The 13,005-nt window shown below is 64.0% G+C and carries 9 protein-coding genes; 3 read left to right on the forward strand and 6 right to left on the reverse strand.

Annotation, left to right across the window (positions count from 1 at the left end):
- Window positions 1-30: 30 nt before the first annotated feature.
- Window positions 31-582: a hypothetical protein gene (locus tag C1A35_RS09805; RefSeq protein WP_104664134.1), complete on the forward strand. Its 552-nt coding sequence runs from the start codon at window positions 31-33 to the stop codon at window positions 580-582.
- A gap of 84 nt (window positions 583-666) precedes the next feature.
- Here C1A35_RS09805 and folK read toward each other — a convergent pair whose 3' ends face one another.
- The 3 genes from folK to folP all read right to left on the reverse strand — a co-directional run bounded on the left by folK (window position 667) and on the right by folP (window position 2,519).
- Complete coding sequence (gene folK, locus C1A35_RS09810; RefSeq protein WP_104664135.1) at window positions 667-1,191, reverse strand: 2-amino-4-hydroxy-6-hydroxymethyldihydropteridine diphosphokinase; 525 nt, start codon at window positions 1,189-1,191, stop codon at window positions 667-669.
- A complete protein-coding gene (folB, locus tag C1A35_RS09815) occupies window positions 1,181-1,549 on the reverse strand; it encodes a dihydroneopterin aldolase (RefSeq protein ID WP_077961106.1) in 369 nt (122 codons plus the stop codon). The genes folK and folB overlap by 11 nt, the downstream gene beginning before the upstream one ends.
- A gap of 118 nt (window positions 1,550-1,667) precedes the next feature.
- Window positions 1,668-2,519, reverse strand: a complete 852-nt coding sequence (folP, locus tag C1A35_RS09820) for a dihydropteroate synthase (RefSeq protein WP_104664136.1) — start codon at window positions 2,517-2,519, stop codon at window positions 1,668-1,670.
- 107 nt (window positions 2,520-2,626) lie between these two features.
- On the opposite strand from folP, the gene C1A35_RS09825 reads away from it, so the two are divergent.
- Window positions 2,627-3,256: a DUF922 domain-containing Zn-dependent protease gene (locus C1A35_RS09825; protein WP_104664137.1), complete on the forward strand. Its 630-nt coding sequence runs from the start codon at window positions 2,627-2,629 to the stop codon at window positions 3,254-3,256.
- A gap of 440 nt (window positions 3,257-3,696) precedes the next feature.
- Here C1A35_RS09825 and C1A35_RS09830 read toward each other — a convergent pair whose 3' ends face one another.
- Entirely contained in the window at window positions 3,697-4,017 is a 321-nt protein-coding gene (locus tag C1A35_RS09830) for a 2Fe-2S iron-sulfur cluster-binding protein (protein WP_104664138.1), read from the reverse strand.
- Window positions 4,018-4,250: 233 nt separating this feature from the next.
- Window positions 4,251-4,619 carry an Hpt domain-containing protein gene (locus C1A35_RS09835; protein WP_104664139.1) on the reverse strand — a complete coding sequence of 123 codons (369 nt, stop codon included), beginning with the start codon at window positions 4,617-4,619 and terminating at the stop codon, window positions 4,251-4,253.
- Window positions 4,620-5,473: 854 nt separating this feature from the next.
- On the opposite strand from C1A35_RS09835, the gene C1A35_RS09840 reads away from it, so the two are divergent.
- The gene (locus C1A35_RS09840; RefSeq protein WP_440271517.1) at window positions 5,474-11,737 is read left to right on the forward strand and encodes a kinesin; all 6,264 of its coding nucleotides are present in this window, start codon (window positions 5,474-5,476) and stop codon (window positions 11,735-11,737) included.
- Window positions 11,738-12,023: 286 nt separating this feature from the next.
- Here C1A35_RS09840 and C1A35_RS09845 read toward each other — a convergent pair whose 3' ends face one another.
- Complete coding sequence (locus C1A35_RS09845; RefSeq protein WP_104664141.1) at window positions 12,024-12,407, reverse strand: hypothetical protein; 384 nt, start codon at window positions 12,405-12,407, stop codon at window positions 12,024-12,026.
- Between the last annotated feature and the right edge of the window lie 598 nt (window positions 12,408-13,005).

The following is a 13,005-nucleotide window of genomic DNA, read 5'->3' on the forward strand; positions in this document are numbered from 1 at the left end:
TTTCGGACGTTGACCCATCAAGGATCGTTTATGTTCTCGCGCCCTTCTTTGATCGCTCGCGGCGCTGCCGCCTTCGCGCTTGCAGCTACCGTCGGCCTTGCGACACCGGCTTTTTCCGGCGCCAAGGACAAGGCCTTCTTCGAGAAGGTCTCAGGCCAATGGAAGGGTCCGGGCGAGATCGTCGCGGGCAAGTACAAGGGCACCAAGTTCACCTGCGACCTCTCCGGTGAGCCGGTCGCCGGTGACGATACCGGCATCAAGCTCGACGGCTTCTGCCGCGTCGGCGTGTTCAAGCAGCCGATGTCGGCGCTGATCACGCAGAAGGGCAACACCTATACCGGCAAGTTCCTCGACGGCGCCGAGGGCAAGGGGCTTGATATCGTTTCGGGCAACGTCGCCAAGGACAAGGTGGTCGTCGGCATCAACCGCAAGAAGCTGAACGGCGCCATGATTGCCCGGCTGCAGGACGATCAGACGATGAACATCACCATCTCGGTCAAGGTCGAGGAAACGATGGTGCCGGTCATCGGCGTCAGCCTCAACCGTCAGATCGACACGATCGCCGTCGGCTCGATCAAGTAACGTTCAGCATCCAATCAAACGACAAAGCCCCGGCATCGACCGGGGCTTTGTCGTTTCGGGCACAGTGCAGACAGAAGGGCTCGGTCAGCCTTTCGTGCGCCACCAGTTCATCTCGGCATCGGCGACCTCGATACCGGCCACGTCGGCCTGCTGCAGCCAGTCGGCGATCGTTCGGCCGAAAACCGGCATCTCAGCGGCGAAGTCGGCGAGTGGCATCAGCACGAAGCCGCGCTCGGTCATCCTTGGATGTGGCAGCTCCAGCCGCGGTGCCGCCTGCACCACGCCTTCGAAGGTCAGGACGTCGATGTCGAGCGTGCGCGGTCCCCAACGCTCGTCCCGCACGCGCTTCATCGCGCGCTCGATCTCAAGGCAGGTATCGAGCAGAGCCTCGGGCTCCAATGTCGTTTCGATCCGCGCGCACGCATTGAAGAACCACGCCTGGTCGGTCTTCCCCCAGGGTGGGGTGCGATAGAGCCGCGACACGGCGGTAACGCTACAGTCGTCGCGCGCGTCGAGCGCCTGCAGCGCCTCGGCCATCGCCTTGCGGGGATCGCCAAGGTTGCCACCGAGCCCAAGCGTGGCGACGCGCCAGTCAGCCTCAGACGACATGCTCGACCGTCACTTCGACGTAGTCGAGCACGCCCGGCACGGGCGCATTCGGCTTGCGGATCGAAACCTTGGCGCGCTTGATCTGCGGGAAACGAACGCACAGCGTCTTCGCCACTTCCAGCGCCAGCGCCTCGATCAGATATCGCCGCCGCCCGGTCACGATGCGCTCGATCTCCTGGAAGGCGATGCCGTAGTGCACGGTGTCTTCGATCGAGTCGTCGACCAGCGCCGTTCCCTGCTCGACCTCCAGTTCGGCGTCGACGAAGAAACGCTGCCCGAGCAACTCTTCCTCATCGAACACGCCGTGACGGGCGAAGAAGGCACAGTTCTTGAGAGTGATGATGTAAGTCGGGCTCATGCTTCTCCGTCCCGTCTATTGTTTCTGGATCGCGATGATTTTTCGTCCGATCGACTGAAATCATGACCGTGATCGTTTTTGTTGGAGCGGACTGCGGGCAAAACGGCAGGCACCTTGCTCACCCCGCTCTGGCGTTCAGCATAGCATCCGCCACTGCCAGCGCATCCTTGCTGTTTGCGACATCGTGTACGCGGAAAATCGAGGCGCCGGCAGCGCGCAGCAGCGCCGTCGTCGCGGCCGTGGCCACATCCCGGTCGGCAGCTTCGCGGCCGCTGACCGCGCCGACGAAGCGCTTGCGCGACGTACCGACGAGGAACGGCAGCTCGAAGCGGTGCAGTTCGGCAAAACGCGCCATCAGCTCGAGGTTCTCGTCGGTGTCCTTGGCAAAGCCGAAGCCCGGGTCGAGCACGATGCGATCCCGCTCCACGCCGGCCGTCCCGGCGATCTCGAGAGAACGCTCGAGGAAATGAAACTGATCGGCGATCACGTCGGGCAGTTTTTCCCGATCCCGGCCGGTATGCATGATGCATAGCCCGGCTCCGGTGTCGGCGGCGACAGCGGCGATATCCGGCTCGCGCTGCAGGCCGTGCACATCATTGACGATATGCGCGCCGGCCTCCACTGCCAGGCGGGCAGTCGATGCCCTGTAGGTGTCGACCGAGATCACCGCATCGGTATCGCGTGCGAGTGCCGAGATCACCGGCAGGATGCGCGCCTGCTCCTCTTCGGCGCTGACGGGAGCTGCGTCCGGTCGCGTGGACTCCCCGCCGATGTCGAGGATCAGGGCGCCCTCCTCCAGGCAGCGCACCCCTTGTGCGACCGCGGCAACGGCGTCGATGAAACGACCGCCGTCGGAGAAAGAATCCGGGGTAACATTGACGATTGCCATCAAAACGCCATGCGGGCCGAGTTCGAGGCTGCGCCCATGCGCAAGCTTCCAGCTAAATTTCTGAAATGGATTGTAAGTCATTTTCCCTCACGATCCGCATTCGGCCGAGAGCCATCGTTTTGCTGTTGCACCGGCGCTGGCTATGCCCCAAGCTTGATTGAAGTTCAACCGAAGAGAACCACGCATTGATGTCCCGAGTACGCGTCCCGTTCAAAGTCGCCCTTCTGACCCTCCTGGTTGCCACCCCGCTCGGTGCAGCCTCGGGTGAAACCGTCGTCAACAAGAGTTTTTCGTATTTTTCGATCGGTGGCAGAACGGCTGAAGAGCTGGACAAGGCATTGTCGGCAAGCGGACCGCTGATGAAGTCGACCGGCGCCCGCCATCCAGGCGCCACGCGCATCAAGTTTGGCGGCTCGATCACCTATGTCAGCCGCGGCGGACGCTGCGCCGTGGGTTCGGCGCGCGTGACGCTCAACACGCGCATCATTCTGCCGAAGTGGAAGTACCGCCGCCAGGCCGGTCGCGACCTGGCCCTCGTCTGGGACACGCTGTCGAGCGACATCAAGCGCCACGAGGAGCGCCATGCGGAAATCGCCCGCAACCATGCACGGCGGATGGAAAAGACGTTCCTGGCGCTGAAGCCCCAGGACAGTTGCGAGGAAATGCAGGCAAGCGTCGCGCGCGCCAGCGCAATCGCGATCGAGGCGCATGACAAGGACCAGGCCCGGTTCGACCGCACCGAGGCCGCCAACTTCGACAAGCGCATGATCCGACTGCTGCAATACCGGCTGGAAACGCTCAAGAAAGCGCAACAGTAGGTAGCAAGACCGACACCTGGAAGAAGAGCCGGACTATAGTCCCGGCTCGGCCCATTTCGGCGGCAATACCCACAGTATTTTATTGGTGAAATATAACGATGGCTGCCGGCCAGCGACTCATCTATATTCAAATCATGGACAGAGGGGCCGGGACAAAGACTAGCCCCACGAAACCAATAGATTAAGCGCGACGCAGTCGCGGCGCGATAAGCTTAGATGTTGCCTTTACTTTGAATTGCGCAACGTTGTTCACTTGAAAAGAAAAAGAACAAATCGAACAGCGGAGCCGGAACGGGTTCTCCTGGCGTGTCTTGGTGCAGCAGATGTTCCCTCCCTCATCTGTATGCGATGCGCCCTCCTCGCCTCGCTTGTCCAACGACCGGCGAGGCGCTTTTTTTTGCGGGGATCCCAGAAGCAAGGCGTAGGGGGCAGCCGCGCCGTCAGGCTTGGCGTTCCGGCACATGGACGACGAGACCGTCCAGCGCATCGCTCATCTTGATCTGACAGGAGAGCCGCGACGTTGGCCGCACGTCGTAGGCAAAGTCCAGCATGTCTTCTTCCATGGCTTCCGGAGCGCCGACGGTCGCCGCCCAGGCGTCGTCGACATAGACATGACAGGTCGCGCAGGCGCAGGCCCCGCCGCATTCTGCCTCAATGCCGGGAACAGAATTGCGCACGGCGTTTTCCATGACCGTGGAGCCGTTCTCGACATCAAGTTCATGGCGCGCGCCATCAAAGGCAACGATCGTAAGTTTTGTCATGTCTCTTTCCGGAATAAACTGGTGGATTGGCCGGGCGCAAGGCCTGTTGAGAAGGAACGCCGCGGGCGCAAATTCAGGGAAAGTTCTTCCAACAAATCGGCCGGCCAGTCAACAACGGCCATCATTCCGTGTATGGCATCTGCCGCCATCACCGTCGGCACGATGCCTTGCCGCAAGATGTGGGCATCGGTCGGGGGATCGGGGCCGGCAGGGCCCCCATCCATTCTTGAGCCTTAGCGGCAGAGCTTCAGAATGAAGTGTTCGGCTTCGAGCACGGCTGCTGCGAGCGTGTCGCAGAACGAGGCTTCGGCCGGATTGTGTTCGATCGCGCCGGCGACGCTTGCGACGTCGACTGCGCCGACGGCAAGGGCTGCGCCCTTCAGCCGATGTGCGGCCTGGGCACGCACGATGCCCTCGCTCTCGACGATCTCCTTCAAGACCTGGCGCGCCTGGCGCGCAAAGAGTTGCAGCACTTCGATTTCGAGCGCCTTGTCACCCATCGTCTGAACGGCGAGGTGGGCAAAGTCGATCGGCTTTTTGCCTGACGCAGAAGAGTTTCCCGGACTGTCCGGGGCTTCAAAGGCAATCCTGAGGGCCGCCATGAGCCAATTTCCCTATTGTTTGTTTGATGTTGGGCTGTTTCGGCATCGCTTCCATAAGCGAGCGGTGCCGGCGCCCGCACTCTCAAGACTTCCATCTTCGGCGGGCCGCGGCACCTATTGGCTTAAAACCGGGCGCAATATAGGCAGGATTCTGGGAAAATGGTTAATACCCGTTAAACTCTCTGATTTCCTTATCTTTTCCGGCTTTTCCGCCCCTACCGCATTAAGAATTCATTAGGATTTTAATCAACCCCGAGCGCTCTTAATTGTAAGAACCCAGCTAATGTGTCACTACGATACGCTTAGGAACGGCCCCGCGTACGAAAATGGCAACCGTTCCGGTGGATAAGCTCTGCGCGTGGTCCCTTTCGGCCACAAATGCGACTATCCGTCGAGGCAATGCAGTGGGTGATCAGTAGGGTAATGCGTAGATCCGATGCGCGTATCTTGCCGTCACCGCCCATGAAGAAGATGCCCTGCCCGCTACGGGCGAGAGGCCGTTTTCCCAAGTTGGGCAAAAGGTAATGAGGCGTATCCCTATGGCGACGAAAAAGAGCAATGAGTCGATCGACGAAAAGGCGTTCCAGGCTCTGGAAGCGGCCCTGAAGATTGATTTCGACGAGCTTGCATCGAGCCCGAATGACAAGACTTCCTTGGATGATCCGGAGGAAAATGTGTCTCAGCCCACCAATCAGGCGGCGACGCCCGATCAGAATAAGAAGGCGCGGCCTCAGCCGGAACCATCCCGCGGGGCGCGTGCTGCAGAAGCGGCCAAGACGCTCGCTCCGGAACCTGCGCCCAAGTCCCCGTCCCTTTCCGCCGCCAACGACGATGGCCGCCGTTCGCCGGCTGCGATGCTACGCGCGCTCGACGTGCGCTCCAATCGCGCCGCGATCCGCGTTGCCGCATTGGTGTCCGTCGTCTGGGCGGTCGCCGGCCTCGGTGTCGCCAACCTGCTTTACGGGCCGCAGATCTGGCAGATCCGCTCGCTGAGCGACCTCGCCGCCACCCCCGGCGCCGTCGGCGTCGCGATCGGCATCGTGCTGCCGATCATGCTGTTCTTCTCCTTCGCCATCATGATCGCCCGCGCGCAGGAACTGCGCAACGCCGCGCGGTCGATGGCGGAAGTCGCGCTCCGTCTTGCCGAGCCGGAAACGGCTGCTGCCGATCGTGTCATGACCGTCGGTCAGGCCGTCCGCCGCGAAGTCTCGGCGATGAACGAAGGCATCGAGCGCACCATTGCCCGGGCCACCGAGCTCGAAACGCTCGTGCATTCCGAGGTCAACGCGCTTGAACGCAGCTACAGTGAAAACGAGCTGCGCGTGCGCACGCTGGTGCAGGAACTCGGGCTTGAGCGCGAAGCCATCATCGGCCATTCCGAGCGTATCCGTTCGGCCATCTCCGGTGCCCATGGCAAGCTGAAGGACGACCTGGAGCAGGCAAGCGAAGACATTGCTTCGCGCATTGCGATCTCGGGCGAAGCCTTTGCCTCGCTGATCGATACCCGCGCGGCCGCCCTCAGCGAGAAGTCCGACAACGCGCTGCAGACGATCGGCACCATGCTGACGACCCGCACGGATGCGCTGCTTTCGGGCCTGACCGCCGCCGGCCTCGGTCTCAGCACCGAATTCGACACCCGGCTCGACCAGCTCAGCGACACGCTGACGAAGCGCGGCGAGGATCTGCTCAGCCAGTTCGAAACCCGCGCCTCTTCGCTCGATGCCAGCACCGAGAAGCTGAATGCGGCGCTCAACGAACGCGCACGCCAGCTCAACGAAACGCTGATCGCCCGCACCCGCGACCTCAACGAGAGCCTGAGCGTCGGCCAGCAGGCAATCACCGGCGGCCTCGACCACGTGCTCGCCTCGCTCAACGCCACGCTCGACGAAAAGGGCGCGAGCTTCCGCCAGAGCCTGCGCTCGAGCGCCGACGACGCGATCATGGACCTCGACCTGCGCGGCGGCTTCTTCGAAGAAAAGCTGCAGACGACGGTCGGCCAGCTGGCAACGGCCTTCGACGAACGCTTCCACGAGTTTGCCTCCGCCTTCGACAAGCGCGCGAGCCTGCTCGACACCAAGCTCATGGAAAGCCTGCACCGCATCAACGAGACCGTCTCGGGCGGTTCGGAAGCGATCGGCGGCGCACTCGACAGCAGCATCGAGAAGATCGGCTCCGCCCTCTCCGACCAGTCGCTGACGCTTGCGACCACCCTTGGCGCGACCCAGGACTTCATCGAGGAAACGATCGCGAGCCGCACCTCCGAGCTCGGCACCATGATCGGCGATGCCCACAGCCGCATCGACGCCGTGCTCTCCGAAAAGACCAGCGGCCTCATGGGCGCCCTCACCCAGGCCCAGGACCGCATCGAGAACGGCTTCGGCCAGCGCGCAGACGCCCTTTCGAGCGCGCTGACGACCAGCGAGCAGCGCCTGACCGAAGGTCTCGACAGCCGCACCGCGGCCTTCGTCGACGGACTGCAGGCAGCCCACGCCCGCATCGAACAAACCCTCAGCGGCTCGACCGACGAGATCACCAGCGCGATCGCGGCCAGCCAGCATCGTCTCGACAACACCCTGTCGGAACGCACGCTCGCCCTTTCAACCATACTGTCGATGGGCGCGGACTCGATCGACAGCGCCGTCAGCGGCACTGCCGACCGGCTGGAGCGTGTGCTCTCCGAACGCGGCGAAGCGATCTCCGACGCGCTCACCAATCAGACCTCGGCCCTTGACGGCGTGCTCGCAGAACGTGCGGCAGCCATCACCTCGACGATGTCGTCGCGCGCCAACGAGATGGCCAACACGCTGAGCCGCCATGCGGAAGACGTGGCTGACAGCCTGACCTTCCGGGCGACCGCGGTTGCCGAAACCATGACCGATCGCGTCGGCGACATCGAGCAGAAGCTGTCGGAGACCGTCTCGGCCGTTGCCGAAAACCTCGGCGGCCGCGTCAGCCTGATTTCGGACACCCTCACCCAGACGAGCGCCCGCATTGCCGAGGATCTGAGCGGCCGTGTCAGCAAGATTTCCGACACGCTGACCGAGACCAGCGCGCACATCGCCGACGCCCTGACGGCCCGCACCACCGAAGCGACGGCGTCGCTCGCCGGCAAGGCAGCGGAAATCGAGGAAACGCTGAGCGGCCGGGCCGAGCACCTGCGCGACACTCTGTCGTCCACGCACGACCAGATCCGCGCCACGCTCGACGACCGCATCAATGCCATCAACCTCGCCGTCGGCCAGGGCCGCGACCAGCTCGAAGGCATGCTTTCGGATCAGTCGACCTCGATCGCCACCACGCTCGCCACCAGCGCCAGCATGCTGGAAATGTCTCTGGAAGAGCGCCAGTCGGCGCTTGCCGGCGTCATCGACCGCAGCGGCGAAGCGCTCGACAGCCGCATGCGCTCGACCACCGGCCACATTGCCGAGCGTCTGGCCGAAACCGCCAACCAGATCAGCCTGGCCGCCGACAGCCTCACCAACCGCGTTGACCTGTCGATCAACGGTCTCAACGATCGCCTTGACGATACCGGCATGCGCGTTGAAACCAGCCTCGGCGCTCTCGAAGAACGCATGCGCGAAAGCGCCGGCAACATCGGCTCGATCGTCGACGAAACCGGCATGCATATCGAAACCCGCGTCGGCGTGCTCGAAGACCGCATTCGTGGCACCGTCGGCAATGTCGGCGCAGTGGTCGACGACACCGGCGCACGGATCGAAAGCAACCTGGGCGCGCTGGAAAACCGCATTCGCGGCAGCGTCACCAATGTCGGCTCCGTCGTCGACGACGCCGCAGCCCGCGTCGAAGGTGGCCTCAATGCGCTCGAGGACCGGATCCGCGGCAGTGTCAGCAGCGTCAACGCAATCGTCGGTGACACCGGTACGCTAATCGAAAACAGCCTCGGCGTCCTTCAGGATCGCATCCGCGGCAGCGTCGACAACGTCAACACGCTGGTCGACGATACCGGCCTGCGTCTGGAAGTCAGCCTCAGCTCGCTCGAAGACCGCGTTCGCGACAGCGTCGGCAGCGTTGGTGAGATCGTCGATGGCGCCGGACAGCGCATCGCCGCCAGCCTCGGCGAACGGGCCGGCGACATCGATCGCATGAGCGAAATGGCGGCGACCCGGATCTCCGGCGCCATCGAATCCGGTGCGGAACGCATCGCCGAACGTCTCGGCACGATGGATCGTGCCCTCAACATCGGCCTTGATAACGTCAACCGCACCATCGAGGGCAAGGCGGCCGTTCTGGTCAGCAGCCTGCGCGGCGCGGTCAGCGAAGCAACGCAGGATCTGGACGCCGAGGCAGCCCGCCTCGAAGGCAAGACATCCGACATCGTCGGTCACCTGCGCAGCGCCTTTGGCGGCGTGGCGGAAGAGTTCGGCTCGGAAGCCGTGCGCATCGAGGACAAGGCCGCCGGCCTCGTCAACACGCTTCGCAACGCCGTTGGCGATGTGGCGCAGGAGTTCGACGCGGAAGCCGTGCGCATCGAAGACAAGGCCGCTGGCCTGGTGAACAGCCTTCGTGGCGCGATCAACGATGCAGCCCAGGAAATCGACGCGGAAGCCGCCCGTTCGGCCGGACTGCTGTCGAAGGCAGGCGAGGACTTCGCCTCCGCACTTGCCGCGCGCCAGGCGGATTTCGCCAACACCATCGACCAGACGGCGGCCGCTACAGCGGCCCGCCACGCCGATCTCGCCAGCTCGATCGAGCAGAAGGCGGCAGCCACCGCAGCCCGTCACGCCGAGCTTGCCCGCTCGATCGCCGATGCGGCGGACACGGCGACCGCACGTCTGGCCGCGACGCATAGCCAGATCGCCAACCATGCCGACAACATCCACCAGGGCCTCACCAATACGGAGAAGGCACTGGAAGCCCGAGGCGACGCGATCCGCAACACGCTCGACGAGCGCACCCGCGAGCTCAACTCGATGCTCGCCGGCCGCTCGATGGAGCTGTCGCGCCTGATCGACGAGCAGGCACGCCCGGTCATCGATCAGTATGCGGCGACCGGCCGCGAGGCAGCTGAACGTATCGCCGCCGTGACGCAGGAAAGCGCCGACCGCCTGCGTGCGGAAAACGCAGCACTGGTCAACGCCATCGCCGAGCGCACCGGCGAGACGCTGAACGCGATCTCCTACCGCGCCGAAGAGACGGCCAAGGCGATGAAGATGGTCGAAAACCGTCTGCAGTCGACCGCCCTGGGCCTGATCGACCAGCTCGCCAACAACAATGCCGCCATCGCCACGGTCATCGACCAGGCGAGCAGCAATCTCGGCGAAATGGACCAGCGTCTGGAATCGACGATCGCCCGGGTCTCGGAATCCACCCGCCAGGCCTCCGACATGCTGTCGACCTCGACCCGTCTCATCGAAGGCAAGGTCGACAAGCTCTCGGATATCTCGGCCTCGACGCTCTCGCAGATCGGCGGCATCGTCGGCCGCTTCGAGGACCACTCGCGGGTCCTCGGCCAGGCCTCCGACCTGCTCGGCGCCGCCCAGTCGAACCTCGTCAGCACGCTCGAGGAGCGCCAGGATGCGCTGCGCACCCTGTCGGTCGGCCTCGTGCAGCGCTCGGAAGAGATCGAACGCACGATGCGTGCGCTCGAGGGCTTCGTCGACGGCGCCTTCCAGCGCGCCGAAGAGCGTTCGGGCCTCGTTGCCGGCAACCTGCGCAACGGCATCCAGCAGTCCTTCTCGGATGTCGGTCGTCTGCTGTCGAGCACGGAGCAGCGTGCTGCCGAAGCGGCGGAAGCCATGCGCAACGCACTCGCCCAGGCCGGAGACGAAGCCGGCGCCTCGGTCGAGCAGGTCTTCAGCCGCGCCGAGGAGCGTTCGCGCCAGATCGCCAACACCCTTCGCTCCGGCGTCGAGACCTCGTTTGCCGACGTCAACAAGACGCTCTCTTCTGTCGAAGGCCGCGCGCTCGGCGCATCGGAAGCCCTTCGCCAGGCGATCGCCAAGGTCGGCGAAGACGCCGGCGCATCGATCGAGGGTGCCTTTGCCAATGCCGAGGAGCGCTCCAAGGAAGTGGCCTCGCGTCTGCGTGGCAGCGTTGCGGCCTCGGTGTCCGATATCGAGCGCATGCTCACCGAGAGCGGCAAGAAGTCCGATGGCGTCGCAGGCCAGCTGCGCGACGCCGTTCGCGGCGCCATCGACGAGGCGATCGGTCGCTTCAGCGGTGCGACCGACGAAATCCGCCGCTCGGCCGGCGAGATCCGCAAGGAACTCGACATGACCCGCGAAGAGCTGAAGCGCGGTGCCTTCGACCTGCCGGAAGAAGCCAAGGAGAATGCAGCCGTCATGCGCCGCGCCGTCGGCGAGCAGATCAAGGCGCTGCAGGAACTGTCGGATATCATCGGCAAGTCCTCGACACAGCTCGAAGTCGCCCAGCCGCTGCGCCAGCAGCCGGCCGCGGCTCCGGTCGCCCGCCCGGTGCAGCAGCAACAGCCGGTACCACAGGCGCAGCCCGTCGCCCAGCAGCAGGTCGTGCAGCAGCCTGTCGTACAGCAACCGGTAGCCCAGCAGCCGGTCGTTGAGCAGCCGCGCCGCCAGGAACCGGCGCCGGCACTGCGGGGCAGCCTTAGCATCGAACAGCCGGCGGTGCGCCAGCCGGCGCCGTCGCAGGCGGTCAGCAACGAGGTTGCCGAAGGTGGCGGCTGGATGCGGGACCTGCTGCGTGCAGCCTCGCGCGAAGAGGCACCCTCGCCGGCCCCCCAGCGTCCGGCCGAGGCCCAGCCGACGGCCCGTGCCGGCGACAGCCGCAACCCGCGTCACGTGGTTGAATCGCTGAACTCGCTTTCGGTCGATATCGCCCGCGCCATCGACCACGATGCCTCGGTCGAGCTGTGGCGCCGCTACCAGCGCGGCGAGCGCGACGTCTTCACCCGTCGCCTCTATACGCTGAAGGGCCAGCAGACCTTCGACGAGATCAAGCGCAAGTACGACCGCGAGCCGGAATTCCGCACCGCCGTCGACCGCTACATCGCCGATTTCGAAAAGCTGCTCGCCGATGTCGCCCGCAACGACCCGGACAAGCGCATCACCCAGACCTACCTGACGTCGGATACCGGCAAGGTCTACACGATGCTCGCCCACGCCGCCGGCCGCTTCAGCTAAGCGGATTGCATAGAGAACAAAGGAAACGGCCCCGTCTCGCGACGGGGCCGTTTTCGTTTGCGGGCCCTTGAGGAAGGGAAGTGATCGATCGCTTCCATTGTGCGCGGCCAATCGATCGCGCTCAACGGGTACCGCAAGCCCCTAACATTGCCGGGCGCTTCACCGCCGCCACCCGACCCGCTCGTCCCCTTAGGTACCCAGCGAAAGCCGTAGCGTGTCGAGCTGCCGCATGCCCGGCGTTCGCCTTCGTCCAGGGCTGAAGGAAAGGTGCGGCGGTCGAGCCGGTTCAGCGCAGCGGCGAGCAGCCGCCCACGTCAGCGGCCTTGACGCGGCCGGCCTGGAGATCCTTCAAATAGGGCTTGTTCGGATCCGACCCGCCGAGCGCGCCGTCATAGGTCGCACGGTCGATCTTGAGCATTCGGCCGCTTGCCGTGAAGCTCACCATCTCCTTCTTGTTGACGTAGGCCGAGGCGACATTCATCCGGCAGAAGAACTTCTTCTCGCCGTTGCCGACGACCCAACCCCAGGCTCCGGATTTGCCTCTGGAGAGCTTGCCGGTCGCATAACCCTGCTTAGCGAGTACCGAATAGCTCTCCGCCTGTGCCATACCGGGAACGAAAGCAAGGCCGATCGCGGCCGCGACCGCGATTGGCCCGAATGAAATACGCATTGGATTTCAATCCTTTGATTACTGAGTGACATCATCTTGTACGCGGCCACAAACAGTTAATGCAACCATAACATGCAGATGAGCTTAACGCGGATCCAGCGATCCAAGGCGGAGTGGGTGTTGCTGAAATGCAATCGTTTGCATGGGGCGGGAACCAAGGCAAATGCCAAAGGCATGTACCAGGGGACTTGATGTTATGCTTTCTCGGTGGTGGCACCTGGCGGGAACGCCGACTGCCTCGAGCTCGGGTTTAGGCGGCGAAGATCGACGACAGCCGGCAGCCGATCGGCGCCGCAACTGGCTCATGGCAATCCGGGAACTGCAGCGTGTCATCCTGAAGTCGATCGGATGTGGCTCGGGAGTTCGCCGGCAAAATGATTGCGCTGAGTTCAGCGAGCCGTAGCCCCTGAACTGGCATCGGCGATGTCGGCGAGGTTCATCCCTGCCCGTCTCCTGGCAGATCATTGGCTGACCAGCGCGGTCTCTCCGAACGGTGCTCCGCGGCCTTGCGAACGAAGCTTCTCCTTCACCGAAGCTTCTCACCCGGGCAGCCACGATGACGCGTCGAGAAGCCTGAAAAACGAAAAGGCCCCGGACG

Source organism: Ensifer adhaerens (assembly GCF_002940685.1).
In the GTDB taxonomy this organism is placed as follows: Bacteria; Pseudomonadota; Alphaproteobacteria; order Rhizobiales; family Rhizobiaceae; genus Ensifer; species Ensifer adhaerens_E.

What these genes read in the sequence shown, in the direction of transcription:
- C1A35_RS09805 (WP_104664134.1), top strand. Translation starts at nt 31, where the DNA reads ATGTTCTCGCGCCCTTCTTTGATCGCTCGCGGCGCTGCCGCCTTCGCG.
- folK (WP_104664135.1), bottom strand. Translation starts at nt 1,191, where the DNA reads ATGTCGTCTGAGGCTGACTGGCGCGTCGCCACGCTTGGGCTCGGTGGC.
- folB (WP_077961106.1), bottom strand. Translation starts at nt 1,549, where the DNA reads ATGAGCCCGACTTACATCATCACTCTCAAGAACTGTGCCTTCTTCGCC.
- folP (WP_104664136.1), bottom strand. Translation starts at nt 2,519, where the DNA reads ATGACTTACAATCCATTTCAGAAATTTAGCTGGAAGCTTGCGCATGGG.
- C1A35_RS09825 (WP_104664137.1), top strand. Translation starts at nt 2,627, where the DNA reads ATGTCCCGAGTACGCGTCCCGTTCAAAGTCGCCCTTCTGACCCTCCTG.
- C1A35_RS09830 (WP_104664138.1), bottom strand. Translation starts at nt 4,017, where the DNA reads ATGACAAAACTTACGATCGTTGCCTTTGATGGCGCGCGCCATGAACTT.
- C1A35_RS09835 (WP_104664139.1), bottom strand. Translation starts at nt 4,619, where the DNA reads ATGGCGGCCCTCAGGATTGCCTTTGAAGCCCCGGACAGTCCGGGAAAC.
- C1A35_RS09840 (WP_440271517.1), top strand. Translation starts at nt 5,474, where the DNA reads ATGCTACGCGCGCTCGACGTGCGCTCCAATCGCGCCGCGATCCGCGTT.
- C1A35_RS09845 (WP_104664141.1), bottom strand. Translation starts at nt 12,407, where the DNA reads ATGCGTATTTCATTCGGGCCAATCGCGGTCGCGGCCGCGATCGGCCTT.